Source organism: Nocardia sp. NBC_01503 (genome assembly GCF_036327755.1).
In the GTDB taxonomy this organism is placed as follows: Bacteria; Actinomycetota; Actinomycetes; order Mycobacteriales; family Mycobacteriaceae; genus Nocardia.
Genome location: NZ_CP109596.1, coordinates 7,547,600 through 7,572,313, shown reverse-complemented (window position 1 = coordinate 7,572,313; position 24,714 = coordinate 7,547,600). Strand labels below are relative to the sequence as shown.

The following is a 24,714-nucleotide window of genomic DNA, read 5'->3' as shown; positions in this document are numbered from 1 at the left end:
TCATCTTGTCTTATGGATACGTACGACCGTATGCTTAGTTTCATGACAGCTCTCGCACAACCGATTGTCGAGGTCACCGACCCCTACTGCCTCTCGTTCACCGACGCGGCCGCTCTACTCTTCGACGCCCCCTGGCAACGCTTCGCCTCGATCGGCGACAGCCTCTCGCTCGGCGTCGGCGATGCCACACCCGGATATTTGAATCTCGGTTGGCCCGAACGACTTCGGCGGATCCTGCGCGCCGTGCATCCGGACCTCGCCTACCGCAATACCGGCCGTATCGGCGCCACCACGCGCCAGGCTCTCGAGGAACAGGCACCGGAAATCCTTGCCTTTCAACCGGACCTGCTCATCGTCCCCAGCGGGGCGAACGACATCGTTCGGCGCGAGCCCGACTGGGACGAGATCGAGCGCACCCTGCGCCGTATGTGGGAATTCGCCGCGAGTACGGGTGCGCAACTTGCCGCGTTCGCGCTGGGCCGGGCCTATGTCGTGCCGGTCTTCCCGGACTTTCCGGACCGAGTCCGCAAGCTCAATGCCCTCACCCGCGAACTCGCGTCCGAGTACGGGGGTGTGGTCGCCGACTGTGAACAGCATCCCTTCAACGACCGCTCAAATCTGCTCAGCGCGGACGGAATTCACTTCTCCACGGCGGGGCAAGCGGTAATCGCCAGCCTGCTGGTACGCCAACTCGCCTTCATCCTGGGCTCCGCGTAGCGATGCGGGAGTACGATCGACCGTATGGATAGTTCATCCGTCTCCGGTGAGATCACCGATAAACGCCTCCTGCGAGGCGCGCGCACCCGGCAGTTGGTGCTGGCCCGAGCGGTGGACATCGCCTCGCTGGAGAACCTCGAGTCTCTCAGCTTCGGCCGCCTGGCCGCTGACGTCGGCCTGAGCAAAGCGGGTATCCAAACCCTGTTCCGCACCAAGGAACAACTCCAATTGGCCACCGTCGACCACGCGCGAGACCGCTTCATCGCCGAGGTGAGTCAACCGGCCCGTGCCAAACCCCATGGCGTACAACGCCTGCGCGAGCTCATCGACCGCTGGATCAGCTACGCCACCACCCCGCTGTTCGAAGGGGGCTGTTTCCAAGCCGCCAACCTCAGCGAATTCGACAGCCGCCCGGGGCCAATTCAGGATGCTTTGACTCGCAACCAACAGGAATGGGTATCGCTCCTGTCCTACGAGTTGGGCCGAGCCGTCGAGGCGAAACAAATCGCGCCCCTGGACCCCGATTTGACCGCATTCCAAATATCCGCGGTCCTGCTCTCCGCGAATACCGCCCTCCGCCTGGGCGATCCAACCGCGGCGGACAAGATCCACCGGGTCGTCGAAGGCTTCCTGGCCCCCGCCTAGCCGTGGTCATCGCTTGGTATTTCAGCGCGTACGCGTCACAATGGCGCACCGCTGCATCTCATTCTCGGGCACCCGGTCGATTCGGTAGGCGGCGTACCCCAGGGATTGACGGATATTGCGCTGGAAGCGGTCGAAGGTCAGCGGGGCGCGGGTGGAGGCGAGTAGGTCCTGAGTTCGGGGGCAGGTCAGGGCGGTTCGGATTCGGGTCGCCCAGCCTTCGTCCAGATACCAGGGCAGTGCGGGATGCTTATCGGCCATACCAGCGTCTATGACCGCCCAGTCGTTGTCGAGATTCTTGTCGTGGCCGATGCGGGCATTCGGGAACCGAAACGTATGTGCGGCAAGCGGATACGACAGACCCATGGGGTCGATGACGCGGACGGCGAGGGGTGTGTTCATGCTGATCATGCCGAGATTGATGAAGTAGACGGTATGTCCGGCAACGCCGTTCGGGGTCGGGGGCGGGACGAGTTGCCAGGTCCAGGACGGTGAATTGATCAGGAGACCGCCGTTCGGGCTGCTCGCGATATCGCCCAGCATGGCGCGGATGCGTGGGTAGTCCAGGTAGTCCTCGGCGCGGATCGGGTGAGCGTGGCCGGTGGTCTGGATGTAGTAGAGCCGTTCGTCGGCGATTCCCGTGTCGGTGATGTGGTTTGCGGTGTGGATGGCGGTGGTGTCGGCGGCCAGGAACGCCCAGCCCGCGATGGCCGCCAGCGCGATAGGGAGCGCACGATCGGTGCGGCGGAAATTCGCGTGCGCGGCAAAGGAATCGAGAGGCAGCACCATGACGGGAAGAAGTGCGCAGAACAGTGGTGGCAGCAGCATGCGAGCGTGCATGAAGTCACCGCCGACGCGGATCTCGTAGAGGGTCAGCAGGGCGCCGCTGGTGAGCATGAGGGCAACCGCCGTGCCCGGGGTCCGCAGCCGGACTCGGAATCGGTGGATGCGTTCGCGCGGAGTTGGTTTCGTGAGGTTGCCGGGCGTGATCGCCGGAAATCCGATGACTCTGTGCCGCATCGCTGCCACTGCGGCCACCCCGAGCACCATCAGTGGCACCCACAGCCAGTACGGGCCGACCAGATTCCACAGATAGATCAGCCCTTGCCGCCATTTCGCGCCGCTCGCATCCTTGGCAACGGCCGTATTCGGATACGGCAGACCGTAATAGCCCATACGCCAGATCTGGTGGGCGACCGGCATCAGACCCGCGGCAGTCAGAATGAGCGCACGGAACATCCACGCCCGCGTTCGGATTCCCGGCATCGGCGCACCACAGATCACGAGTAGGGCCAGCGCGCCGACCACCGTCAGCTCCGGCCGGATCAGCGGTGCCGAACCCGCCACGAAGGACAGGCCGAGAATGCTTGCCGGATTCACCTTTTCGGTGCGACTCCAGCGGATCAGCCACCACCACAGCACAGCCAGCCAGCAGATGACCAGACTGGACTCCAGCCCCGAGGTGGCGTAGTCGCGCGCGGGCGGCAGCGCGATGTAGACGAGAGCGCCTGCTGGAAGAAAGAATTGGGCACCGCCACCCCATAGCCGGGCCGCACCCAGCATCGCGAAGACGATGGCCGTAGCCGATAACGTCAGTGCCAGAACCAGGACCACGTACTCCAGCCGCGCCTGGGTCAACCAGCTGAAGAACCAGATGAGGTAGGTCCAGGCCGTACTGGTATTCACCTCGACGCGCTCACCCGCGTTGAAGACGGGCCCGTTGCCCGCCAACAGGTTCCGCACCGTACGCAGCACGGTCAAACCGTCATCAGCGATCCAGCGCCGTTTCCAGCCACCGATCGCGAAAAGCGCAGCGGTGAAAAGAATTCCGCTGACGGAGATGATGTGGGAGGCGCGCTGCGCCGTCGGCGCGGCCGCGAGCTCCTCGCCCCGCACTGTGTCGGGCGAGATGGTCAGCGTCACCTGGGCGCGCTATCCGGATGTTCCGGCAAGGCAATTCACGGGATTCCCCTCGTTCTGGTACGGGCGAACCATACCTTCCGAGGAAACGAGGGCGTACCCATCAATCATGGGGCCTTGCCCTGGGCTCCCGCAGCTGTCAAAGGCGCGCGACGACTCCCACGCCATCGACTTCATTGCCCACGCGGCTTGCGGCGGCAGCGGGAATGCGGTCAGAACGCCGCCTGCACCGCCGCGAGCAGGTCATTGGCGGGTTGGGTGAGTGGGCCGAGCGCGTCGGGGGTCAGTAGGGGCAGGGCCGCGATCGCGGTTCGCAGCGAGGTGACCGCCGCCTTGGTATCGGGACTGATCGCGGCGATGCTATCCACCGCAGCGGCGACAGGCTCGGGTGCGATCGAATGATCCTGGGGTGCTGTGGTGTTCACGATCGGCTGAGTCGCATCGGCCGGGGCCGGATCGGCGCCGCCCCCTGCGATGCCGCCGGCGAATCCGCCGATGACGGCGCCGCCGACGAGGCCGACCACATCCACCGGAATGGCCACCGCGACACCGCCGATCAGGCATCCGGCCACGCCGCCGACCGCAGCGCCGACCGGCGCGCCCGCCCCCACGGTCGGCAGTGCGCCGATGATCCCGCCCGCGATCGCCCCGACGGTAGCCCCGACCCCGCACCCCACAATCTCCAACGGGAAGACGGCGACCTTCCCGATGATGGCGCCGATGACTCCGCCCGCGACGGTCGAGTCGGTGCGGCGGTCAGCCATATTGCGGGGGAGTTCGATCCCGTCAACAGCGGTCGTGACCTGCTGTCGCACACCGTCCAAATAACTCAGCGCCCGGTCGCGAACCGCAGGGTCGATACCCTCGGGCAGCTGAACGGGTTGCGATGCCACCTGCACGGCGTTGAGAGCGTCTGCCGCAGCGCGTATTTCGAGGCTGCTCAGATCGGTGTGGGGGACACCGGCGGGTTGCGCCGCGGCCGTACCCGACCCGAACGCGAGAAGTGCTGGCACTGCCGTCAATACCGCGTAAGCGCGCAGGTCGGACATCGCTGCATCCCTCGATCCGGCGAACCACCGTCGAGCCTCCCGGGAGCGGACCCGAACCTGCGATGGCCACGCTGCCCGCCGATCCTACCCCGAACTCCCTACCCGACAGCACGATTCACCGCGCTGGCAACGTCCGTTGTTCGCCCGCCACTCCGCAGTGCAGAGCCGCTGTCAACGGCCGATTGTGGTCGTGAGGCGGTCCGAAGCGGTATGGGCGGGCGGCCCCCAGGACGATGGCTGGATGAAGGCGGGACTGGTCCAGGCGTGCACTGAACCACGGCTATTGGCGGTTTCCTGCTGAAAGCGTATCGGTAGTGCACGAAAAGGCCGACCGGCGGTCTGTGGAAGAGTGTTGCACGCCAAGGGATTCGGGTTGTGGATCCTGAGGTCGGTTGAATGATGAAGGGACAGTCGATGGATACGGTGTTCGATGCTGCCGGGCTGGTCGGGTATCGGTATCGCGTAGATGACTACTACGAGGTCGGTCGGGAGAAGGTTCGCGAGTATGCGCGGGCCGTGCAGGACTTTCATCCGGCGCACTGGAGTGAGGCCGGGGCGAGTGAGCTCGGGTACGCCGGGGTGCTCGCGCCGACGACGTTCGCCTCCATTGTGGCTATGCGGGTCAATCGTGCTCTGCTCGACGATGTCATGACCGGTTATGACACGTTCGTGCATACCGATCAGGTCTTCGAGATGCATAAGCCGGTGCTGGCGGGTGATCGGCTGTTCAGTGATGTCGAACTGTCCTCGGTGCGCAGCGTCGCCGGTAAGGACCTGCTCACCATTACCAATACCTTCACCGATCGGTCCGGCGAGATCGTGCAGGTCATGCACACCACGGTCATCGGCCTGACCGGCGACGATGTCGACGCCGATATCAGCGCCGCCATAGAGGGTGTTGTCATGAGCGGATTGGAAGTCGCCGCCACACCCGCGGTGACCGATCAGCCGGAACAGGCCGCGCCGCGATATTCGGAGGTATCGCGAACACGATTGCCGCGCACGGTAATCCGCTTCGAGGACATCGCAATCGGCGACGAGCTACCGGCCCGGACCGTCAAACTGACGCGCGGTGACCTCGTGAACTACGCGGGAGTGGCCGGAGATGTGAATCCGATCCACTGGAGCGAGGAAGTCGCCGCCCTGGCCGGGCTTCCCGATGTGATCGCGCACGGGATGCTCACCATGGGTATCGGCGCGGGCTTCGTCACCGACTGGCTCGGCGACCCCGGTGCCATCACCCGATACAGCGCCCGGCTGTCGAACTACACGGTGGTCGAAGCGGTTTCGGCCGGCGACGTGGAGTTCAGCGGCCGAATCAAATCGATCGACCCGGAGACCAGAACCGCCACCGTCGTCCTCATCGCGAAATCCGCCGGACGCAAGATCTTCGGCCTGGCCACCATGGACATCCGACTCACCTGGAATTCGGCCTTGCCGAGATGAAGCGGGCGATCGAAGCCGCACAATGAGACTTCTTTGACATCGGCGTATTTGGTGACCACCCAGAATCCGTCATCGCCGAAGCCGCCCACCGTGGGTGATTGCGGATTCCGCCAGATCGGAGCCGCTCGACGCAGCGTGGCCAGCTCATCCGATGGCACCCGTCGGGCCCACATCTCGGGTCGGTGACATCGAATCCCTCGGGCAGATCGGGCGCGGTCCGGCGATCGATCATGACCGCAACCTCTTCTCATGTGAAGGCCGCCGCGACGGCGGAGATCGCCACTCGCAGCCACCAGTTATATTACATGCTGATACGTAATTAACGCGGTTCGCGACTACGCGGCAGGGAATCGGGTTCATCGACCGATGCGACACTGAACAAATGCAGTACATCGGCCGGGTCCCCGCGCCGCCGCTGGATCGGTTCATCGACGACATCTACTGTCTCTCCGGGATGCCGCGCCATCGCCGCATGCTCGTCCCGCCGATGCCCTCGGCGCATTTGTTCATCAACCTCGGCGAACCCATTCGGCTGTGGGATCGTGACCCGCCCGCGTCACCCTCGACCTTGATCGACGGATGGTTCATGGGCCTGCGGACCAAGCGTTTCGTCGTGGAATACTCGGCGCACGTACGACTGGTCGGGGTGCATTTCAAGCCCTGGGGCATCGCGGCGTTCACCGGTATCCCGGGGATCGAGTTGCTGGATCGCTGCGTACCCGTCGATGCCGTCTGGCAACGCTCGCTGGATCGAATCCGCGAGCAGGTCCACGCCATCGGATCTCCGGCCCGGACACTCGGGTTCGTGGAGCGGGAGCTGCGGTCCAGGCTCACCGAAACACCCACGCGCAGTCTCGATCTGGTCAGCCACACAGGTGCGCGGTTGGCGAGCGCGTACGGTTCGATGCCGGTCACCGCACTGACCGAGGCCGCCGGAGTGAGCGGCAATCACCTTGCCGCACAGTTCAAATCGCAAATCGGCGTCACGCCCAAGCGTGTGGCGCGTATCTACCGCTTCGCCCGGCTCATCCTCTCCGTCGATGCGCGACGACCTGTCGACTGGTCCGAATTCGCGCACTCCGCAGGCTATTTCGATCAGGCGCACTCCAGTCGGGAGTTCAAGGACTTCACCGGCTACACCCCCACCGAATACCTGGCGCTGCGTCGAAAATTCCCCGCCGAGGACGGATTCCCACCGGATGCCGGTCCGATACCGTTCGAGTGATTTTTTACAAGACCGGAAACCCGCGGTGCAACAGAATCAGAAAGCCAACGCACGAGCGAATCGAGGAGACCCAGTGGGCACGGTGATCATGCACAATGTGATGTCGGTGGACGGCTTCATCGCCGATAAGAACGATGACGTCGGTCCACTCCACGAGTGGTACTTCAGCGGCGACACCCCCATCACCGAACCCGCGGGCGAGCCGGGCTTCGACCATTCGGGCACCGAAAGCGGATTCAAGGTCTCGCGCGCCTCCGCGGATTACGTCCGCGATACGTGGGCCTCGATCGGCACGATTGTGATGGGCCGCAACCTGTTCGACCTGGTGAACGGCTGGGAAGGGCAGCCGCCCGCGGGAGACCACGTCGTCGTGGTCTCCCATCGACCCAAACCCGAGGGCTGGCACCCCGAGGCGTCTTACCACTTCGTCGACGACCCCGCCGCCGCGATCGCCAAAGCCCGGGAACTCGCCGGGGATCGCACCGTCGCGGTGAACGCCGGGCAGGTCGGCGGCCAGATCCTCGCGGCCGGTCTGGTCGACGAAGTCGCGATCGATGTGGTCCCCGTGATCTTCGGATCGGGCAAACGGTTCTTCGGTGATATCGACGGTCAGCAGCTGCTGGAGGATCCGCACCTGGTCATTCAGGGCGAGCGGGTGCTGCACCTGCGGTTCAAGGTCAGGCGTTGAGACCCCGGAGCCCCGCGTAGTCGGGCAGCTCGATGCCGTTGATCGCGCGATCGATCAACTCGAAATCCCATTCGGGTTCCGCGTTCGGCTCGGCGCCCGGCGCGGGGACGTCGCGGGTGCGCGCGTGCACCCGGCCGATCTCCTGGTTGGCCTCGACGAACGGACGCATCCGAGCCTCGTAGGCGGCGAACCCGGCCTCGGGATCCCAGTTGGCGGCGGCCAGTTCTCCGGCAAGGAGATACGCGCCGATCAGGGCAAGTCCGGTGCCCTGGCCGGACATTGGCGACGAGCTGAATGCCGCATCCCCGAGCAGGCCGACCCGACCGCTCGACCAGCGATCCATCACCACCTGGGCGACCTGGTCGAGGTAGAAGTCCGGGGTGTCGTCGACGTGCGCGAGGATGCGCGGGGTCAACCAGCCCAAATCGGCCATTTGCTCACGCAACAGGCGCTTTTGGGCCTCGACGTCGCGGTAGTCGACATCGAGATCGGCTGCGGGGAAGGAGAACATGGCCATCGCATGGGTGGCGTCCGGGATGGGCCGCAGGCCCGCGGAGCGTCCGGAGGCCTGGTCCTGGTAGTCGATCAGCCAGCCGTCCAGCCCGAATTCGTTCGGCACGGTGTAGAAAGCCAGTACATGTCCGAGATGGCGGATGAAACGCTCACGCGGGCCGAAGACCAACGCTCGCAGCGACGAATGCAGCCCGTCCGCCCCGATCACCAGATCGAAGCGCCGCCGATCGCCGCTCGCGAATACCACGTCGACCCCGTCGGTGTCCTGGGTGAGCTCGGCGATCCGGTCGTCGAAGATGTACTCGACACCGTCCCGAGTGTCGTCGTACAGGACCGTGGACAGATCACCGCGCAGAATCTCGATCTCCGAGATGAACCCGTCTCCGCCATCATCTTCCGCGCGGAAGGTCTCCAGCACTTTCCCGTCCACGTCCACGGTGTACGCGCCCGCGGTCCGGGTGCGCGCCGCGCGCACCTGCGCATCCAGCCCCATGCGCCGGATGACCTCCTTGGTCACCCCGCGCGCGTCCACCGCCTGCCCGCCGGGACGCAGCTCGGGGGCCCGCTCGACCACGGCCACCTCGGCTCCGTACCGACGCAGCCAATGCGCGAGCGCGGGCCCCGCGATGCTCGCGCCCGCGATCAAGACCCTGTTACCACTCACAATCGCCTCCATATGTTCGTCCTGTACTGGAACTGTTCCAGCCCAGGCCACCACTGTCGGTGTGTTCAGAGGTATCGACGACGGATCCACCCGAAATTCATCGGTTCGGCGGGTACGAGAATCCTTGGCTCAGGCGAACTTTCCCGGATTCGCCGCCACGGCACGGCGCAGGGTGGGGCGGTTGGCGCGGTAGGCCTCGACCACCGATTCCAGTTCGTGCGGGCTCGCGCCGTGCATGATCACCGAGTGACAGCCGAGGTCGTATTCGCGGGAGATCTTGCGCACGCACTGCTCCGGTGTGCCGTAGGCGGCCGAATCGAGCCATTCGTCCGGGATGAGGGCGTGGAACTGCTCGAGCACCTCGACGGAGGCCGAGGCGTCCTCGCTTCGCCCATCGCTACTTCCGTTCCGCACATCCCTGAAGTCTCGGAATCTCCGATTGTCGCTCCGACGATAGCGGCCCTGCCCGGCCGGTCCGCCCGCGCGTGCATGCCGGACGGTTTCGATGGTGCTCGGACCACCGATCAGAGGCACGGCACCGCCGCCATGGCTGGCCGGTGTTCCGGGTCCGGCACCTGCGGTGGCCACCCGGTTGGGCATGGTGACATATCCGTCGGTGCTGATGTACACGCACGCTACCGAGGTAGTCGAGACAGCATCTGTACGAGCTCGTCCGGGAATTCTGCCATGTGAGGCTCGGCGCAGTATCTCACGGTGCAGGCCGCCGAGAGAAACTCCATTGCCGAGTATTCTCCATTCGACAGCATTCTGGCAGACATCCCCAGGGGGGTTACGAAATCCGCTTGGACGGAATCGCTTAGCGAATCGAGGAAATCAGTTTCCCCCGAGAGGGCCAGTTCAACGATTGAACTCAAGACTCCCGCCAGCTCGGAGATATTCACCCTACGGGAGAGATCGATCATGTCGTCGTACTCGGCAAATCCGAATCGATTCACTCGAAGATGCTGTCTGCTCACATCGTTCCCTCGGTAGCCAATTCCCTGTGATGATCCAGCCTAGGTTGCCAGACCGTCATACACGGCAATCTGGGCCGTCATGACGGGATCCGGAAAGGCTTGCGGCAGTGCCGAGGTTGGGGTTCGGGCGGCGCTTGCTGCCAGACTGGGCCGATGAGTGCTGACCGTCGATCCCGATCCCTGAGGTCGTTACGCGGTCTCGCGGTGGGGGATGGGTTCGGATCATGCTTCGACGATGCGATCAATCATGGTGCGCTGCAGGCGCGTACGCTGCTGCCCGGACCCTGGCTGTGGACCGACGATACCCAAATGGCCTGCTCGATCTACACCATCCTGAGCGAGTACGGTCGGATCGATCAGGACGCGCTGGCCCAATTATTCGCTGAGCGTTACGACATCTACCGTCGATACGGACCCGGAACGAGCAGGATTCTGCGTTCGATACGCCAAAAGGGTTACCACTGGCGCGAACTCGCTCAACAGGCGCGAGATGGGCGAGGCTCCTGGGGCAATGGGGCCTCGATGCGCGTAGCGCCGCTGGGCGCCTATTTCGCCGACAGCCTCGACCTGGTGGTGACCGAGGCCGTGGCCTCGGCGGAGATCACCCATGCTCACCCCGATGTCGTGGCCGGGGCTGTCGCCGTGGCAGTCGCTGCCGCCTTGTCCGCGACGCAACCACAGATGGACGGCGATCGGCTTCTCGATATTGTTGCCACCCATACCCCGGCCGGACCGGTACGAGACAGGATCACACATGCCCGCGCCGTGAGTGAATCCGCCACTGCCGCTGCAGAATTGGGCACCGGTCAAGATACTTCCGCACTCGACACAGTCCCCTTCTGTCTATGGGTGGTGGCCCGTCATGGCCACGATTTCGCCGACGCCTGCTGGACCGCGGCCGTGGCCGGTGGCGATATCGACACCACCTGCGCGATCATCGGCGGAATCCTCGGTGCTCGCCAAAGGGCCGACGCCATACCGCTGGACTGGCTCCCGCACTGTGAACCGCTGCCCGACTGGGCGATCACAGCTTCGCGCAGCGACGGGTCAACGACGTAGCTGCGCGGCCAGGAGCGCCAGCACTCGGTCGAGAGCGACCTGGGTCGGATGGCCCGGCTCGTCGACGAGGGAGACCGTGAGCACCGCGTGCGCCGATGGTGCGATCCCGGCCGCGTTGCCCGGCGAGGAGTCGAGCTCGATCCCCTCGAACGAGGCCCCGAGCATCGTCCGCAGGGTCTCGAATCGCTCAGGCGGGCAACCCCGGTCGTTGGTGAACCGGAGCCCGAGCACCCGCAGGCCGTCGTCCGCTCGTGCGGCGATTGTCGAGAAATCCTCGGCATTCAGGCCGAGGGCGGCACGACCACGCCGCCCGATCGGCGCGGGCAAGACCGGCTGACTCATGACGGACGCGACGACTGACGGTTCGAGCGCAGTCGCCAGCGCGAAACCACCGGTGATGCACATCCCGACCACGCCGACTCCCGGACCGCCACACTCGCGGTAGGCCGACGCGGCGAGTGCCCGCAGCCACCCGACGACGGGGCTCGTACGGTCCGCAAATTTCGTGAACTCACGCGCCACGTGTATCTGGGCCTGCAAAAGTTAGCCCGCCCGCGCTGACGCAGCGCACCCAGTGGGCACGCTCATCGGCATTTCAGTGGTGCGCCACGATGCGCATCGTCAGATCCCCGGCGCAGCCGGGACAGACTGGAAGGGGGTCTGTGGGTCCGCTGGCTTACCCGAGGCCGAAAGGTTAACGGGGACAAGAGCATGTCAGGAAACCGGCGGCCGTGCCCGAGCATCGGGATGGCGCGTCCGGGGGACCCGCGCGATAGGGTGAAAGCTGGATTGCCTGAAGCCCAATCTCCAGTTGGTGCAAATGCCCGCCCGTCGGAAGATGATGCTTGATGACCGACGCCGTGTCCCGGACCGGTCCCGCACTGTGGCCGGCTCGCCTTCCGGACGCGGGGCGATGTCCAGTGAGGACATTCAAGGAGATGAGTGGGCCACCTACGTCGCGCTCGATACGTCTGACGATGACGAACGTGGGATCGCCTACGGGACAAGGTCCTAGGGCGACAGAGTTCCGGTAGTAGTCGTGGGAGTCACGCCCCACCAGGGAGGACGGGAAAGCCGTCCACACGGGCGAAGCGGAACAGGCGACCGGGAGGTCCGGGACCCCGGGAGGTACGCGAAATGCGGAGCGCCGAAACGGGATCGGACATCCCATGCAGCTTCGGCTGCGATGGTTGCTGGAGAGCCGGATGCCGGGAAACTGGCCTGTCCGGTTCGGGAACGCGGCTTGAGGAAACGGACCCGGCGAATGCCGGGCACCGCGCCTCATGCCGACGTTCATCGTTCCGCCGGCCTCGGATGGGCACGGCCAGTTGATCTCAGAGGTGCCGCGCTGGCCGTTCCGAACAGCGCGGCATGCCGTATTACAGGATGCCTCGAACTCCGGCAGGTCTCATTCCCGGACAGGATCGTGGCTGTCGATGAAGTTCAAGAAGCGCGGAATGACCTGGTCCGGATTGGCCCACAGCAGATCGTGTCCAATGCCCGGATAGGTTTCGACTTCAACCGTAGGGATGTGGGCGTGGACACGAGCGGCTCCATGTACCGGATCGCTGACGACGGTCTCGGCGCCGTAAAGGATCAGACTCGGCGCGGTGATAGCGGCCAGCTGTTCGTCGGTGAGGGGCCGATCCCACGGCACTCCCGACCGGAATTTCAGCGTCGTCATGGCTACTGCGAGTTCGTCGTCGGTCAGCTCCAATCCTGGCATCAGCCACTTGTTGAGCTTTTGCATACGTTCGGGGGTCGGCCGCATGCCTGCCTTCAGGAATTTGAACAGCAGCCCCCAGCTCGGCTTGGCGAACGTCGCTCCGCTGGGCTCGAACATGGTGAGGCTGGCCAGGCGCTCGGAGTGGTAGGCCGCGACTACGCCGGCCAGCCAGGCGCCGTAGGAATTTCCGGCGAGGTGCACTCGCTTCTCGCCGAGACCGTCGAGCACCGCGGTCATCCACGTCGCTATATCCCGCGCATCGTTCAGCGGTGCGGTCTGCTCACACAGCCCGGCCCATCCGATGACATCCGGCGTGTACACCACGTGGTCGCGCGACAGCTCTTCGATGAACCGATGCCACACCATTCCGTTGCCACCGATGCCGGGCAGCAGCACAATCGGTGTGCCCTCGCCGGATCCGGATTTTCGTACTCGTGTTGTCCCGAAAGGTGTTTCGACATCGAGGTCGACCGAGGGCGCCGGCCATTGCGCTGCCACAGTGTCGTAAGCGGCCAAGAAAGCTGCCTTCGCTTCGGTGTTCGTGAATCGCCCGATCTTCGGCACGAGCCTCCCCTTCATCCTCGTTACGGTATGACCGTATCACTTAATGCGGTACGAACGTACCATGTATTTGGTATGCGCATACCATCTAGGTTCCGAGGATTCTGCGGCACGGAAGGAAGGCGGCAGGTCGCGTGCCTCGATTGGTCGACCGTGAGGTTCGGCGCCGCCGATCGTCGATGCCGTACGGCGAGTCATCGTCACCGGCGGCCTGGGAAGGGTGACCTTTCGAACGGTCGCCGCCGAGGCCGAGATCTCGGTTCGGCTGGTGCAGTACTACTTCGGCGCTAAGTGCTCACTGCATTTGACTGTGCGGCCGGTTCGAGCAGCGCGGGCAGCGGCGTCACGGTGCGTTGTCAGCGCGGCGGTTGTTCGAGTGCGGTCATTTGCCGACCTGGACTTCGGCCCCGTGGCACCGACCGCGCCGCTATTCCTCTGAAGCGTGCCATCGGGAGTACGGGCTCGTCAGCGGTGGTCGGCCGGTGGGGGTGGGGTCCAGCGGTTGAGGCGGGGGGCGGCGGACGCCATGCCGTAGTCGGGTTTGAGGTGTTCGGGGATGGCGTACTGCATGACTCGGCCGCGGGTGAGGGAGCTGAGTTCGAAGACCGAGGTCAGGTGGCCGAGGCGGTCCAGTGCCCAGGCGCCCAAAGGTGAAGTGTCCTCGATGGTTTCGAGGACGCCGAGCAGTGTCGGAACGGTTTTGACCGCCGCATCCCAGCCGGTGCGCGGTACGCGGAGCCAGTCCGCACACGTGTCGCCGATGAGGTAGCGGATCAGAGCGGCTACCACGGGGTCGAAGAGGGTGCCGGGGACGACCTCTTCATAGAGGTCGATGAGCTGGCGGGTGAGTTGCGCGCCCTCTTCACTCGGGCCCATGTAGCGCACGAGGTAGTTGTCGAGGAACTCGCGGGCGGAGGCCAGATCCGTGGGGGCGTGTCTCTGGTCGACGCCGAGCATGGCGCCGACCACCCGCCAGGCGTAGTAGTACGCCTCGGCGCCCTCCACACTCATATGGATATTGAGCCGATGCAGACTGTCGAGCACGAGCAACGAGAACAGCAGTTGACCGCCGATCATGTCTTCCTGGCAGATGGGAACACCCAGCGTTGTTGTGTCCCATTGATTTTCCCGCGCCAGATGATGGCGAATCGAGGCATGCAGCAGCCGGACCTTCTGCACGGCGGGAATGAAACGGCTACCGGCCTCGAAGGCATCGGGGCGCATCAGATAGACGGTGAACTGCCCGGTCTCGGCCATGCGTTTGGAGGGGTACCGCAGCGAGTGCGTGGCCGACAACAACTTCGCGATATGTGGGATGACGTAGCAGGCGGGCATGGAGGCGAAGGACAATGCGGTGGAGATGTGCACGTTGTTGTCGATGAAAAACAGTCGCGCCCGCTCCATTTCGCCCCAATCGACCCAGCTCGGCGGGGCGGCGGTGTGCCGCAGATACTCGCGCGCGACATCGGGGAGATCGTCCGGGAGCGGTGAGCCCGCGGTCGACACGTACCGCATCAGCGTATTGAACTTGCCGACCTCGCCGCGTTCGAACAGGGTGGCCACGGTGGCGTCGGCGAGTTCATCGCCGAGCGTCCGCAATTCGCCGAGAGGGTGGGACATCGGAAACTCCTCAGGTCCGGTGACGACGGGAGTGCTTGTGCCGCAGCATCAGTGACAGCGGGTGGTGGCGGTGTACGCGAGTTCGGTCAGTGCCCGTGCGGCACTCGCGGGCAGCTCTGACCGTGCCAGTACGTCGGTGGCGGTTCGGACTCGCTCGTGGATCATCTCCTCGACGCGAGCGGGGGAGCCGATCCGGTTCATCAGCTCACGCAGGTCGTGTAGATCTCCGGGGCCGTGGTCCTTGCCCTCCAACAATATTCGCAATTGCTTGCGCTGCCGGTCGTCGGCGGCGTGCCAGCTCTCCGCGAGCAGCGCGGTGGGGCGTCGCCCGCGCAGGTCGTCGAGGTTCGACTTGCCCATGGCGGCCGGATCACCGAATACGCCGAGCAGATCATCGCGCAGCTGAAAGGCATCACCCAGCGGTAATCCGTACGCGGAGAAGGTGTTCCGCAAGGGCATGCGCGCCCCCGCCAGTGCCGCACCGATCAACAACGGATGCTCGACGGTGTATTTGGCGGTCTTGTATCTGATCACCTTCATCGATTCGCCCAGATCGGGAACCGCGCCGGTCGAGATGATCTCCAGGCATTCCCCGGCGATCAACTCCCGGGCCAGCACCGCCCACAGCGGACGTGCCCGCGACAGATATGCCACCGGCAGACCACTGCCGAGGAACAACTGCCCGGCCGCGGCGATCAGCAGGTCCCCGACCAGCATGGCCAGTGCCCGCGCGGACCTGCGCGGCCCCGGACGTCCGACGAGTGAATCCCGTAGCGCCACATGGGCTGTCGGCAATCCATGCCGCAGCGGACTGGCATCGATGATGTCGTCGTGCACACTCGCCGCCGCGTGCACCAACTCCATGGCAGCCGCGGCCCGTATGAGCGCATCACTGTCCGGCTGCCCGGCGGCCCGCCAACCCCAGTAGCAGAATGCCGCCCGCAGGCGTTTGCCGTGAGTTGTCGCGACCGTCAACTGTTCCGCGACCGACCGCAATCGCGGATCGATCTCCACCAGCTGCTCACTCTCTCGCGCGACGAATTCCCCGAGTGCGGCGTCGATTCGGGCTTTGAACGCAATCGGGTCGAACGGCTCAGACATCGCCGCGGCGCGACTGCGCACGCTGAGCGAGAACCTCCAGATGAGCGGGCGGAACCGCGGCATAGCGGTCCAGCACCAAGCGCCCCCGAGCCTTCAGATCCGCCCCCGCCTCACCCGCCAGATCGGCGGTATCCGAGCGCCGCAAGAAGCGCCAAGCCTGATTCACCACCGGCGCAACGCGGCTCAGCGCCGCATCCGCCAGCCCGACCGCCAGCAGCACCGCATCCTCACCCCGTGACCCGGAATCGAACCCCTTGTGCACCATAAGATCAGCTCCCACATCGCTCGAAGTGGCCCTGACACCTTGCTGCCCAACAACTTCCGGATCAGTCAGGCGAACCCAGTGTGACATGGACCGATCCGAGACACGCCGGAAATTAGCGACGCACTCCGGGAGCGGCCCGGCGGGTTCGGTTTCAGGCGCGGTCGTGGAGGGTGACCTGGTAGCCGTCGGGGTCCGCAAAGGTGAAAGTTCGGCCGAAGGGGCCGTCGATCGGCGCGGAGACGATGGTGTGGCCGTCGGCGACGAGAGCATCGTGGATGGCCTGGACGTCGGTGGCGTGGAGCCAGATCGCGGCGCCGATGCCGGGCTGGGCGACGGATGTCAGATCGGTGCCGGGAGCGATATCGCGGAGTGCGAACGCAATCGGCTTCGTCTCGAAGACGACGGCGTGCGGCGGTCCGGCCGGTGAGCGGACAAGGCCGAGGTACTGCTCGTAGAACGCCTGCGACGCAGCGAGATCGCGCGCTTGGAGCGAGAGGAAATCGGGACCGGTGACAGTCATGACATGCTCCTTCTTTTCGTGTCAGTTTTCTGACACCAATCAATCTATGTCAGAATACTGACATGAGTCAAGATGGTGTCGGCGTCGACCTGGAGACGTCACTGGGCTACCTGCTGAAAGAGGCGTCGAGCGCGCTGCGCGTAGCCATGGAGGAGGTGCTGCGACCGCTCGGGATGAGCGTGACGCACTACTCCTGCCTCGAACTGCTGGCTCAGCGACCGGGTCTGTCGAACTCCGAGCTCGCGCGAGGCGCGTTCGTCACCCGGCAGACGATGAATGTGCTGCTCCAGACCCTGGAACGCGACGGCTATGTGATTCGGCCCGCCGAGGCGCCCGTCGGGAAGGTGCTTCCCACGCGGCTCACGCCTCGCGGTCGGCGGAGCCTGGAGAAGGCGACCGCGGCGGTCCGTTCCGTTGAGTTGAGAATGCTGTCCGGCATGACCGAGGCCGAGCAGTCGATCGCGGTCCGGACTCTCCGGAGCATGATCCGTTCCCTGCGCGACGGCAACGACGGCGCATAGCTGCGCCGGGATAGATCGAGTCCCCGCCCGGAATTCGGACGGGGGCTCGAGCCGGTTTCACCTCACCACCGCGGGAACCCACGGCGGTGGCCGGGAATCAGCGAGTGGCGTCGGGAACCCACATGAACCCGCTGGCACCGGTGTTCACGCAGATGACCGGTTCCCCGGTATTCACATCCCACGTCGGATGCATCGCCTCGCTGCGGGGACACCAGGTGTGTGCCATCGGCGTCGCCGACGCGGATGCCGTCCCGGCCGATCCGATGAACGCCGCCGCGATGACCCCGCCGATCACGGTCGTGCCCTTGATTGCCTTCACTGTGTTCTCCCCTCGTCGTCTGACAAGACCACTCTGGGGGGAAGGTGCTAACAAAACCTTGTGGTTCGCTTATCAAGGGCTGGGCCGTCCTGCCGTGCCTGTGCCGAAGGTGGTGCCGCCGAATCCGATTCGGATGTCAGCTGTTCACGATATGGCGCAGATCGCGGTGTCCAACGCCGTGACCGCCACGGCCTCGATGTCGGTGGTGGTGGACAGTTGATTGATCATCACAGTCACTGCCCGGCCATCGGTGGTCGCACCGCCTACGGTCACGAAACCGGGGGTCGAGCCCCTATGTCCCCAGACCGCCTTACCGCAGGACACCGGGATTTGTTCGATGCCGAGCCCGTACGGTAACTCCCCGTCGCTGGTGACCGGGTTTCGCCTCATCTCATCCAGTTGAGCTGGGGGCAAGAGCTTCCCGCCCAGCAATGCGATGAAGAATCGATTCAGATCCGCACCGGTGGACACCATCGCGCCTGACGCCCCTGCCCCGGACGGGTCCAGCTCCGTGAATTCGATACGCACCCCGTCGTGCTCGAAGTAGCCGAGCGGATGCGGGTTACGCAGACCGATCTCACCTGCCAGCGGATAGTAGGTGTCGTGCAGCCCGAGCGGTTCGATGATGCGGCGGGTGATCGCTTCGTCGATCGATTGACCGGTCACCCGCTCGATGATCATGCCGATCACCAGGTAGTTGGTGTTGCTGTACTCGAACTTCTCGCCCGGTGCGAAATGCGCGGGCGTCGCCAACGTCCGGCGCACCAGGTCGGCCGTCTCGGACCGCTGCAATCGGACCTGCTCCAGATTCTCCAGCAGATGCAGAACCTGATAGACGTCGGGCAGGCCGCTGGTGTGCTGCAACAGGTTTCGGACGGTTATCCGGGTGCCGTCGTTACCGTTGCCGACCAGCACACCGGGCAGGTACCGGTCCACGGGCGCATCCAGCTCCAGCTTCCCCTCGGTCACCAACTCGAGAAGTACCGTCGCCACGAAGGATTTGGTGTTACTGGCGATCCGGACGTGGCTGTTGTCGGGAAACGGGTCGCCGGTGGTGAGATCGCCGACCCCCGAGGTCGTCACCTGGTCTCGCCCTTGTTCGGTGACGACGATCTGAGCGCCGGGCACACCCGTGTGGACCACGGTGTCCGCTGCTTGCTGGATCGGGGCCCGACCCGATTGTGCGGAGGTGGCTGTCGGCTGTGCTGTCGAGTCCGTCCCGCACGCGGTGATTGCGCAGAGCACCCCGACTGTCACGGCCAGCGCGGCGGTTCGTGGAAGTCGCTGCCGAAATAACCTGGTATTCAAGGACTTTCCATTCTGTATTCGTCCGAAAATACCCGATCGCCACCGTCTGGCACCTCAGGGATTCCCCTGATCTCGGGTGAAACGTGGCTAGTGGGAGGTGTGTTCGCCGTGTAGGTCGCAGGCGCCGTCGCAGAAGGGGGCGTTGGCGGTTTTGCCGCAGCGACAGGCGGCCATGCGGGTTTCGTCGATCATGTCGGGGCCCTTCTCGCCCGCGGCGGTGATCGCGACGCGGAGGGCTCCCGTGAGCAGGAGGGGTCCGCCTGGGAGGGGCGTTGCGGTGGTGACCGCCTCGCCCTGTTCGGGTGGGCCCGAGTCGAGGACGTAGTGCAGGGCTCCGCTGGGGCAGCGGCGGATTACCTCGGCGACGTCGGGTGCTTCGGCGTTGGCGGGTTGGATCCAGGGGCGGGCGGCGGTGTCGAAGACGTTCGGGAGGCCGCGGACGCATTCGGCGAAGTGCAGGCAGCGGGTCGCGTCGTAATAGACGGTGACGCCGGGGGCGCTGTAGGCCCGGCCGGGTGGAGTTGGGGGCCGCGGTACCGACTGATCGGTGTCCATTCGAATACGGTACGCCCGGCTATGGATCGCGGACGATATTGCCCACCTCTTTGAAGTATCGGGTCGGGAGGGGGTGAACGTTCGATCGTTCGGCATACCGGTCCGCTTCGAGGCCGACTATGCGATTCGCTTCCAAGCCCCTCGCGCAGAACACCGGATCGCAGTCACGGTGAATTATCGAAGCCTCCAGTGCCTCGGCGGCATTCATCGTTATGTCGTCATTGTGGACGTGACAATCTTCTAATCTATCCAAACGAGGGCCGTAGATTTCCATTGGTCGACTCCATTTCCCTTGCGCGGCACGTGTTATGGCCTGGTGTGTTGGTCGCGGTGGCGGCCCGCCGGTTCGCGACGAACGTGAGCCGTAATGCACTCGCCGTCGCGAATGTGAATACGTACCGTACGGTTCTCGGATCTGCTGAAACGTTGTTCCCGGAGGTCCTCGACAATGCAGATGAGGACGACCGCTGCGCAACCGCCGATGAGTATCGCTAAAACCCAGGCGTCCCAAGACATTCGCGCCTCCTAATTTCGAAAGAACCCCGGTGGCGGTTCAGCTTGTCGGCCCCAGGTGCTATCTATGAGTAGACATCAAATGTGATTGAAAGATTCGCTCTCGGTAGGTAGTTCGTGAAATGTGCTTGTAAGACCGTAGCGGGCAGTGTCCGTTACGGACGCGTCCCGTACGGACACTGTCCGTCGCGGGCATCTATCTGATAGCGAGGTTGACGAAATGGCCGGATTAACGGTCTCCCGCATGGATTTCGGCAACTACATGCGAGAGCTGAGGGCACGCGCGCCGCGGCAGGCCATGATGGCCGCGGCCGCCCACATCGGGGTGTCACGACAAGCCGTGGACCGAATGGAGGATGGGTCGCCGACCAGACTCGGCGACCTCCATATCAACGCGCTACTGGACTTCTACTGCGCTGGTGACGAGGCCCGCGCGAAGGCTATGGGCCTTTGGAACGAGATCAAGACCGAGGAAAAGGCAAGCAGGGCACAAGGATCGACGCGGGGCCTATGGAAGGCATATCAGGATCAGGTCGCACCCAACACAGGAAAGTTCCTCCGACTGGAGGGTATTGCCGATCACGTCGTCACTCATCACCCCGTGATCTTCCCGGCGCTACTACAGTCGGCCGATTACCGGCGCGCGCTCGATCGTGTCAGCGACCCAGGTTTGTCGACGGTTGATCTGGAGCGCCGGATCGAACTCATCATGAAACGGCAAGCGCGGCTTGCTGATCCGGACTTCACATACGAAGCGTTCCTGAGTGAGGCTGTAGTCCGCCAGCGAGTCGGTGACGGTCCGATCATGCGCAGGCAGCTCAACTGGCTTGCTGCGGTGAGTGAACGCGACAACGTGAGTATTCGCCTGATCCCGTTCGCTTCTGGCGTGCATCCGGGACTGACCATGCTTGCGTTCGACTGGCTGACGTTTCCGCCGGGCAGCAGCGGCCTCGCACTACCGACGATCGTCTACGCCGAAGGCGCGATCGGAAGCGTCTTCCACGAGCAGGCGGAGGAAATCGACCGGTATCGCCAAGCGATCGAAGGCATTCGAGATGTAGCGTTGGAGAGAGTAGATACCAGGGCGCTGGTGTCGAAGATCGCGAAGGAGTGCGCGGCGTGATGAGACCGGTCAAGGGCGCATGGTACAAATCGAGTCGATCCAACAGTGGCAACCAGTGCGTCGAAGTCTTCCACGGTGATGCCGTGACCAAGGTCCGGGACACGAAGGACAACGGCCGCGGACCTATCCTCGAGTTTCCGGCCGACACATGGGCACGCTTCGTTGCCAGTCGCATCTGGGAGAGCTGAGGCCCACTCGGCATCGGGAACGCCCCCACTCCGGCGAAAGTGGGGGTCGTTCTTATGGTTTCAGCGGTTCAGGGTTGGCGGAGCTTGCCCATGACCGTGGACTACTCGGGTAGTTCGGCGGCCAGGTCGAACAGCGCGTAGACCTCCGGATCCTGCGTCACGGTATTGCGGGTGATCAAACCCTTTGTGACAGTGAATATCTGGAGGGTATGCATGGTGTATCCGCCACCCGGGGCGCGGACGTACGCGGCGAATCCGAGCTGTCCGTTGGCCGCCACGGGAAGTACGCGCCAATCGGTTCCGTTCGTGGCGTAGACCCGCGCCATGAAGAAGATGTAATGCTCGCGCCCCAGGTACCAATTGAGGAACGGCGGCATCTCCATGATCACGTCATCGGCCAGCAGCTTCTCCAGGGCGGTCAGGTCCGCGTCCAGGAAGGCGTTGACATAGCGGTCCAGCACGGCCCGCTGGTCGTTCGGCTCGGTGACGTCATCCTCGTTGATGCCATTGGTGGAGAGCGTCTTTCGCGCCCGCTGAAGCGCGCTGTTGACCGCCGCCGGTGTCATCTCCAGCGCCTCGGCGATCTGTCCGGGCGGCCAGTCCAGTGCTTCGCGCAGCACCAGTGCCGCCCGCTGCCGCGCGGGCAACTGCTGCATGGCGGCGACCAGCGCCAGTCGCAGACTGCCGCGTGCCGCCGCCACCTCCGCCGGATCGCCGATCATCGCATCCGGAATCGGTTGCAGCCAGGGCACCTCGCCGCCGTGTACCAGCGTCTCATTGGGATCGTCGCCGGGCGGCCCGCCCAATCCCGCGGGCAACGGCCGCCGCGCCCGCTGCTCCAGCGCGGTCAGGCAGACATTGGTGGCGATCCGATACAACCAGGTGCGCATGGACGCGCGGCTGGAGTCATAGCTGTCCCGCGCCCGCCAGGCCCGCAGCAGCGTCTCCTGCACCAGGTCCTCGGCATCGTGCACCGATCCGAGCATGCGATAGCAGTGCGCCAGCAACTCTCGCCGGTAGGGGTCGGTGCTGCTGGTGAATTCGTCGGCCACGAATCTTTTCTACGCCACACCGATGACAACCCGGGGTCCCGCCGGTAGGTACTCGTGAGCCGCTGATCCGGGCGGCGCGATTTCAGGAGGATCACCATGAACGACACCGCCGCACAAGCCACCGATCGGGCCGCCGTCCTGGATGTCATCAGCGACGTCTACAAAGCCTGGGCGGGCAATGACGCCGAGGCGATGGTCGCCGGGTACCTGCCCGACGCCGTCTCGATACTGCCCGGTTCGCTGAGCGACGGCCGCGATGCCGTGCGCACCCGCATGGCCGCGGGCTTCGCCGGTCCGTTGAAAGACTCCTCGGTGCTCGATGAGCCGCTGATCGTGCGCTTTCCGCACCCCGACACCGCGATCGTGGTCAGCCGCGGCGCGATTCTGCCGGCGGGACAGACCGAATCGGACCGCTGGGTCGTCGCGACCTGGGTGCTGACCCGCTCCGCCGACGGCTGGGCCGTCGCGGCCTATCACAACTGCGAGGCATAGCCCGGCAGAACAAAGCCCCCTTCCGCCAATCCGGAAGGGGGCCTGTCGAATTCGATACGCGGGTCGAAACTCAGGGAACAACCTCGACCGCATCACCGGGATTGAGATAGCCGAAGAACTGCTTCGCCCCATCGGGCGTCATCCGAATGCAACCGTGCGACTTCTTGTCCACCGGTCCGATATGGAATGCGATATCCCCGTTGAAGAAGATGGCGTACTCCATCGGAGCCTGATGCATGGTGCTCCAGTGGAACGGCCGCTTGAACGCCACATGGAAGAACCCGGGCGGTGTTTCGAATCCGGGCATGCCATGCGATATCGGGGTGGGGCCGAAGACGACCTTGCCATTGTCCATCAGCCACGCCTCATTGGTCCCCAGTCGCAGGCAGGCGCGGGCCTGATCGCCGCAGGGGGCCGTGACCGGCTGAGTCGGAATGATGGCCGGAACGCCCGGCACATCGGGTCCGCCGGGCCACAGCGGATCGGCCTGCGCCGATCCCGCCGCCATTCCGACCGCCACGCCCGCGAAGACGAGGGAACGCATTGCCGAGCCGAGGGAACACTTGCTCATCATCGAGTCATCTGACCTCTCTAGCCTTGCCCGCCGCCCGGTGAACTCGCCTGCCTGGGCGAAGGGACATCTCTATTCGTCTCGTGCAAGTGATCATTCTGCGCGGTGCGCACCGGGATTCGCGGTATAAAACGCCCCAGGCGCGCCGACACGCGTGCGGCGTGCCTGGGAATTCATCGAACGGGCGGCATGGTGCGCTCATTCGGGTCGACACCGGTGGGCATTTGCGCACCATTGTTCGGAATGTCCGGTCGTGGGGCATTCGAGGAGCCGCGAATCTGCTGATCCGCCGGCGGATTCTCGCAGTAGTTCCAGCGGAAGAGGGTGTCGTCCTGCACCACGTACGGCGGTGTCTGTTTTGTCTTGTACAGGCACCACGGGCGCGGCCAGGCATCGACAATCGTGTAGAACTCGTTGTCGTGCGCGGGCACGCCCATGGCGGTGGTGCCGACCACCAGCGCCGGAAAGAGCGCGCGCAGTGCCGGAGTGCGCAGCAGCGCCGCCCGCACCACCGCGGACATATTGTCCGCCAGCGCCTGAATCGGATCCTGATTGCGATCGAGGAAGGCGCTCATCACGGCCAGCTGCTCCGGTGCCCGGTCGAGCACCCTGCGCAGTTCGGCATTGGCCGCGTTCACCTGATCGAAGAGCAGCTTCGAATTGCGCGTCAGCGTGCCCAGATCCGGCTGCGCGTGCGCGGAGGTGGCGGCGATCGAGCGCAGATTCGTGATGAGACTCGTGGTCTGCGGCAGCAGATTGTCGAGCCCGGTGGTGGCCAGACTGAGGGCGTCGACAATATATCGCAGCTGATCCGGTCCACCGCTGAGCGCGGTGTCGAGCTCGGACAGAATGGTATTCATCTTGTTCGGATCGATCTGCGCCAGTAGATCATTGGAGTTGGCCAGCGTCTCCGGAATGGAGGCGGGCGTGCTGATTCGCTTGGCGTCGAACAGTATTACCTGCCCGTCCTTCAGATACGGCGCACCGTCGGTGTTCGGCCGGAAGTCGATGTACTGCTCGCCCGCACCCGAGAGCGCCGCCACATTGATCGAGGTATCGGCCGGAATCTTGTACTTGTCTTCGATTTCCGCGACCGCGGCGACCTGCGCGCCGCCGTCGATAATCGACACCGACTTCACCTTGCCCACCCGATACCCGCGCCAGGTGACGTCGTTCCCGGCCTGCACCCCACCGGATTTGTCCAGTTGCACGGTGACGGAGTAACTTCCGCCCGGCCGCACCCGCGCCGTATCGAACAGCAGATAGCTCCCGCCCACGACCATGCAGGAGACCAGCGCGATATTCGAGATGAGCGTCTTGTGTTGTTGCAGAATGCCCACGGGCCCGCCTTCATCGCCGATCACGGACAACAGGTTCGG

27 protein-coding genes and 1 pseudogene are annotated in these 24,714 nt (G+C 64.6%); 12 read left to right on the top strand and 16 right to left on the bottom strand.

Going from position 1 to position 24,714, the window contains the following annotated elements; genetic code table 11:
• The first annotated feature begins 42 nt into the window (after positions 1 to 42).
• Positions 43 to 717 (top strand): SGNH/GDSL hydrolase family protein, encoded by a 675-nt coding sequence (locus OHB26_RS34825; protein ID WP_330181499.1) that lies wholly within the window; start codon positions 43 to 45, stop codon positions 715 to 717.
• Positions 718 to 741: 24 nt separating this feature from the next.
• Positions 742 to 1,362, top strand: coding sequence for a TetR/AcrR family transcriptional regulator (locus tag OHB26_RS34820; protein ID WP_330181498.1), 621 nt, complete (start codon positions 742 to 744; stop codon positions 1,360 to 1,362).
• 21 nt (positions 1,363 to 1,383) lie between these two features.
• Here OHB26_RS34820 and zomB read toward each other — a convergent pair whose 3' ends face one another.
• Positions 1,384 to 3,282: a flagellar motor control protein ZomB gene (gene zomB, locus OHB26_RS34815; RefSeq protein ID WP_330181497.1), complete on the bottom strand. Its 1,899-nt coding sequence runs from the start codon at positions 3,280 to 3,282 to the stop codon at positions 1,384 to 1,386.
• Between the two features lie 209 nt (positions 3,283 to 3,491).
• A complete protein-coding gene (locus OHB26_RS34810; RefSeq protein WP_330181496.1) occupies positions 3,492 to 4,328 on the bottom strand; it encodes a hypothetical protein in 837 nt (278 codons plus the stop codon).
• A 414-nt stretch (positions 4,329 to 4,742) separates the two neighbouring features.
• On the opposite strand from OHB26_RS34810, the gene OHB26_RS34805 reads away from it, so the two are divergent.
• Positions 4,743 to 5,774, top strand: a complete 1,032-nt coding sequence (locus tag OHB26_RS34805; RefSeq protein ID WP_442943059.1) for a fused (3R)-hydroxyacyl-ACP dehydratase subunits HadA/HadB — start codon at positions 4,743 to 4,745, stop codon at positions 5,772 to 5,774.
• 20 nt (positions 5,775 to 5,794) lie between these two features.
• Here the strand turns inward: OHB26_RS34805 and OHB26_RS34800 are convergent.
• Positions 5,795 to 6,006 (bottom strand): annotated as a pseudogene (locus tag OHB26_RS34800) (steroid C27-monooxygenase); the annotation flags it as partial.
• Positions 6,007 to 6,156: 150 nt separating this feature from the next.
• Between OHB26_RS34800 and OHB26_RS34795 the strand changes: the two are divergent.
• Positions 6,157 to 6,999: a helix-turn-helix domain-containing protein gene (locus OHB26_RS34795; RefSeq protein WP_330181495.1), complete on the top strand. Its 843-nt coding sequence runs from the start codon at positions 6,157 to 6,159 to the stop codon at positions 6,997 to 6,999.
• Between the two features lie 73 nt (positions 7,000 to 7,072).
• On the top strand, positions 7,073 to 7,687 hold the full coding sequence (locus tag OHB26_RS34790; RefSeq protein WP_330181494.1) for a dihydrofolate reductase family protein: 615 nt from the start codon (positions 7,073 to 7,075) through the stop codon (positions 7,685 to 7,687).
• Here the strand turns inward: OHB26_RS34790 and OHB26_RS34785 are convergent.
• Positions 7,677 to 8,864: an FAD-dependent monooxygenase gene (locus OHB26_RS34785; protein WP_330181493.1), complete on the bottom strand. Its 1,188-nt coding sequence runs from the start codon at positions 8,862 to 8,864 to the stop codon at positions 7,677 to 7,679. The genes OHB26_RS34790 and OHB26_RS34785 overlap by 11 nt on opposite strands.
• A 129-nt stretch (positions 8,865 to 8,993) precedes the next feature.
• Entirely contained in the window at positions 8,994 to 9,494 is a 501-nt protein-coding gene (locus OHB26_RS34780) for a hypothetical protein (RefSeq protein WP_330181492.1), read from the bottom strand.
• Between the two features lie 500 nt (positions 9,495 to 9,994).
• Here OHB26_RS34780 and OHB26_RS34775 point away from each other — a divergent pair, with 500 nt between their 5' ends.
• The gene (locus OHB26_RS34775; protein WP_330181491.1) at positions 9,995 to 10,900 is read left to right on the top strand and encodes an ADP-ribosylglycohydrolase family protein; all 906 of its coding nucleotides are present in this window, start codon (positions 9,995 to 9,997) and stop codon (positions 10,898 to 10,900) included.
• Here the strand turns inward: OHB26_RS34775 and OHB26_RS34770 are convergent.
• A complete protein-coding gene (locus tag OHB26_RS34770; protein ID WP_330181490.1) occupies positions 10,889 to 11,314 on the bottom strand; it encodes a hypothetical protein in 426 nt (141 codons plus the stop codon). The two genes, OHB26_RS34775 and OHB26_RS34770, sit on opposite strands and share 12 nt — an antisense overlap.
• A gap of 994 nt (positions 11,315 to 12,308) precedes the next feature.
• Positions 12,309 to 13,190: an alpha/beta fold hydrolase gene (locus OHB26_RS34765; protein WP_330181489.1), complete on the bottom strand. Its 882-nt coding sequence runs from the start codon at positions 13,188 to 13,190 to the stop codon at positions 12,309 to 12,311.
• Positions 13,191 to 13,407: 217 nt separating this feature from the next.
• Here OHB26_RS34765 and OHB26_RS34760 point away from each other — a divergent pair, with 217 nt between their 5' ends.
• Complete coding sequence (locus OHB26_RS34760) at positions 13,408 to 13,626, top strand: hypothetical protein (protein WP_330181488.1); 219 nt, start codon at positions 13,408 to 13,410, stop codon at positions 13,624 to 13,626.
• 26 nt (positions 13,627 to 13,652) lie between these two features.
• Here OHB26_RS34760 and OHB26_RS34755 read toward each other — a convergent pair whose 3' ends face one another.
• The 4 genes from OHB26_RS34755 to OHB26_RS34740 form a co-directional block, all read right to left on the bottom strand.
• Entirely contained in the window at positions 13,653 to 14,807 is a 1,155-nt protein-coding gene (locus tag OHB26_RS34755; protein ID WP_330181487.1) for an oxygenase MpaB family protein, read from the bottom strand.
• A gap of 48 nt (positions 14,808 to 14,855) precedes the next feature.
• Positions 14,856 to 15,908: a polyprenyl synthetase family protein gene (locus OHB26_RS34750; protein ID WP_330181486.1), complete on the bottom strand. Its 1,053-nt coding sequence runs from the start codon at positions 15,906 to 15,908 to the stop codon at positions 14,856 to 14,858.
• A complete protein-coding gene (locus OHB26_RS34745) occupies positions 15,901 to 16,173 on the bottom strand; it encodes a hypothetical protein (RefSeq protein WP_330181485.1) in 273 nt (90 codons plus the stop codon). Before OHB26_RS34745 ends, OHB26_RS34750 begins: the two co-directional genes overlap by 8 nt.
• Before the next feature lie 151 nt (positions 16,174 to 16,324).
• Complete coding sequence (locus OHB26_RS34740; protein WP_330181484.1) at positions 16,325 to 16,693, bottom strand: VOC family protein; 369 nt, start codon at positions 16,691 to 16,693, stop codon at positions 16,325 to 16,327.
• A 62-nt stretch (positions 16,694 to 16,755) separates the two neighbouring features.
• Between OHB26_RS34740 and OHB26_RS34735 the strand changes: the two genes are divergently transcribed.
• Positions 16,756 to 17,214 (top strand): MarR family winged helix-turn-helix transcriptional regulator, encoded by a 459-nt coding sequence (locus OHB26_RS34735; RefSeq protein WP_330181483.1) that lies wholly within the window; start codon positions 16,756 to 16,758, stop codon positions 17,212 to 17,214.
• Between the two features lie 122 nt (positions 17,215 to 17,336).
• Positions 17,337 to 17,753 carry a hypothetical protein gene (locus OHB26_RS34730; RefSeq protein ID WP_330181482.1) on the top strand — a complete coding sequence of 139 codons (417 nt, stop codon included), beginning with the start codon at positions 17,337 to 17,339 and terminating at the stop codon, positions 17,751 to 17,753.
• On the opposite strand, the gene OHB26_RS34725 is transcribed toward OHB26_RS34730, so the two are convergent.
• Together OHB26_RS34725 and OHB26_RS34720 are read right to left on the bottom strand one after the other, a co-directional pair.
• Positions 17,678 to 18,676 carry a serine hydrolase domain-containing protein gene (locus OHB26_RS34725; protein ID WP_330181481.1) on the bottom strand — a complete coding sequence of 333 codons (999 nt, stop codon included), beginning with the start codon at positions 18,674 to 18,676 and terminating at the stop codon, positions 17,678 to 17,680. The genes OHB26_RS34730 and OHB26_RS34725 overlap by 76 nt on opposite strands.
• 252 nt (positions 18,677 to 18,928) lie before the next feature.
• The gene (locus OHB26_RS34720; protein ID WP_330181480.1) at positions 18,929 to 19,396 is read right to left on the bottom strand and encodes a (4Fe-4S)-binding protein; all 468 of its coding nucleotides are present in this window, start codon (positions 19,394 to 19,396) and stop codon (positions 18,929 to 18,931) included.
• A gap of 757 nt (positions 19,397 to 20,153) precedes the next feature.
• Here OHB26_RS34720 and OHB26_RS34715 point away from each other — a divergent pair.
• Both OHB26_RS34715 and OHB26_RS34710 read left to right on the top strand, forming a co-directional pair.
• On the top strand, positions 20,154 to 21,032 hold the full coding sequence (locus tag OHB26_RS34715; protein ID WP_330181479.1) for a DUF5753 domain-containing protein: 879 nt from the start codon (positions 20,154 to 20,156) through the stop codon (positions 21,030 to 21,032).
• Positions 21,032 to 21,220 carry a DUF397 domain-containing protein gene (locus OHB26_RS34710; RefSeq protein WP_330185871.1) on the top strand — a complete coding sequence of 63 codons (189 nt, stop codon included), beginning with the start codon at positions 21,032 to 21,034 and terminating at the stop codon, positions 21,218 to 21,220. Before OHB26_RS34715 ends, OHB26_RS34710 begins: the two co-directional genes overlap by 1 nt.
• A 101-nt stretch (positions 21,221 to 21,321) precedes the next feature.
• Here the strand turns inward: OHB26_RS34710 and OHB26_RS34705 are convergent, their stop codons facing one another.
• A complete protein-coding gene (locus OHB26_RS34705) occupies positions 21,322 to 22,272 on the bottom strand; it encodes a sigma-70 family RNA polymerase sigma factor (RefSeq protein WP_330181478.1) in 951 nt (316 codons plus the stop codon).
• A 96-nt stretch (positions 22,273 to 22,368) separates the two neighbouring features.
• Between OHB26_RS34705 and OHB26_RS34700 the strand changes: the two genes are divergently transcribed.
• Positions 22,369 to 22,764 (top strand): SgcJ/EcaC family oxidoreductase, encoded by a 396-nt coding sequence (locus OHB26_RS34700; protein ID WP_330181477.1) that lies wholly within the window; start codon positions 22,369 to 22,371, stop codon positions 22,762 to 22,764.
• Between the two features lie 70 nt (positions 22,765 to 22,834).
• Here OHB26_RS34700 and OHB26_RS34695 read toward each other — a convergent pair whose 3' ends face one another.
• Complete coding sequence (locus OHB26_RS34695; protein ID WP_330181476.1) at positions 22,835 to 23,338, bottom strand: L,D-transpeptidase; 504 nt, start codon at positions 23,336 to 23,338, stop codon at positions 22,835 to 22,837.
• 170 nt (positions 23,339 to 23,508) lie between these two features.
• Positions 23,509 to 24,675, bottom strand: a complete 1,167-nt coding sequence (locus OHB26_RS34690; protein WP_330181475.1) for an MlaD family protein — start codon at positions 24,673 to 24,675, stop codon at positions 23,509 to 23,511.
• Positions 24,676 to 24,714 lie beyond the last annotated feature (39 nt).

What these genes read in the sequence shown, in the direction of transcription:
- OHB26_RS34720 (WP_330181480.1), bottom strand. Translation starts at nt 19,396, where the DNA reads ATGGACACCGATCAGTCGGTACCGCGGCCCCCAACTCCACCCGGCCGG.
- OHB26_RS34715 (WP_330181479.1), top strand. Translation starts at nt 20,154, where the DNA reads ATGGATTTCGGCAACTACATGCGAGAGCTGAGGGCACGCGCGCCGCGG.
- OHB26_RS34745 (WP_330181485.1), bottom strand. Translation starts at nt 16,173, where the DNA reads ATGGTGCACAAGGGGTTCGATTCCGGGTCACGGGGTGAGGATGCGGTG.
- OHB26_RS34750 (WP_330181486.1), bottom strand. Translation starts at nt 15,908, where the DNA reads ATGTCTGAGCCGTTCGACCCGATTGCGTTCAAAGCCCGAATCGACGCC.
- OHB26_RS34740 (WP_330181484.1), bottom strand. Translation starts at nt 16,693, where the DNA reads ATGACTGTCACCGGTCCCGATTTCCTCTCGCTCCAAGCGCGCGATCTC.
- OHB26_RS34805 (WP_442943059.1), top strand. Translation starts at nt 4,743, where the DNA reads ATGGATACGGTGTTCGATGCTGCCGGGCTGGTCGGGTATCGGTATCGC.
- OHB26_RS34825 (WP_330181499.1), top strand. Translation starts at nt 43, where the DNA reads ATGACAGCTCTCGCACAACCGATTGTCGAGGTCACCGACCCCTACTGC.
- OHB26_RS34730 (WP_330181482.1), top strand. Translation starts at nt 17,337, where the DNA reads ATGAACCCGCTGGCACCGGTGTTCACGCAGATGACCGGTTCCCCGGTA.
- OHB26_RS34735 (WP_330181483.1), top strand. Translation starts at nt 16,756, where the DNA reads ATGAGTCAAGATGGTGTCGGCGTCGACCTGGAGACGTCACTGGGCTAC.
- OHB26_RS34775 (WP_330181491.1), top strand. Translation starts at nt 9,995, where the DNA reads ATGAGTGCTGACCGTCGATCCCGATCCCTGAGGTCGTTACGCGGTCTC.
- OHB26_RS34710 (WP_330185871.1), top strand. Translation starts at nt 21,032, where the DNA reads ATGAGACCGGTCAAGGGCGCATGGTACAAATCGAGTCGATCCAACAGT.
- OHB26_RS34695 (WP_330181476.1), bottom strand. Translation starts at nt 23,338, where the DNA reads ATGATGAGCAAGTGTTCCCTCGGCTCGGCAATGCGTTCCCTCGTCTTC.
- OHB26_RS34820 (WP_330181498.1), top strand. Translation starts at nt 742, where the DNA reads ATGGATAGTTCATCCGTCTCCGGTGAGATCACCGATAAACGCCTCCTG.
- OHB26_RS34700 (WP_330181477.1), top strand. Translation starts at nt 22,369, where the DNA reads ATGAACGACACCGCCGCACAAGCCACCGATCGGGCCGCCGTCCTGGAT.
- OHB26_RS34795 (WP_330181495.1), top strand. Translation starts at nt 6,157, where the DNA reads ATGCAGTACATCGGCCGGGTCCCCGCGCCGCCGCTGGATCGGTTCATC.
- OHB26_RS34755 (WP_330181487.1), bottom strand. Translation starts at nt 14,807, where the DNA reads ATGTCCCACCCTCTCGGCGAATTGCGGACGCTCGGCGATGAACTCGCC.
- OHB26_RS34810 (WP_330181496.1), bottom strand. Translation starts at nt 4,328, where the DNA reads ATGTCCGACCTGCGCGCTTACGCGGTATTGACGGCAGTGCCAGCACTT.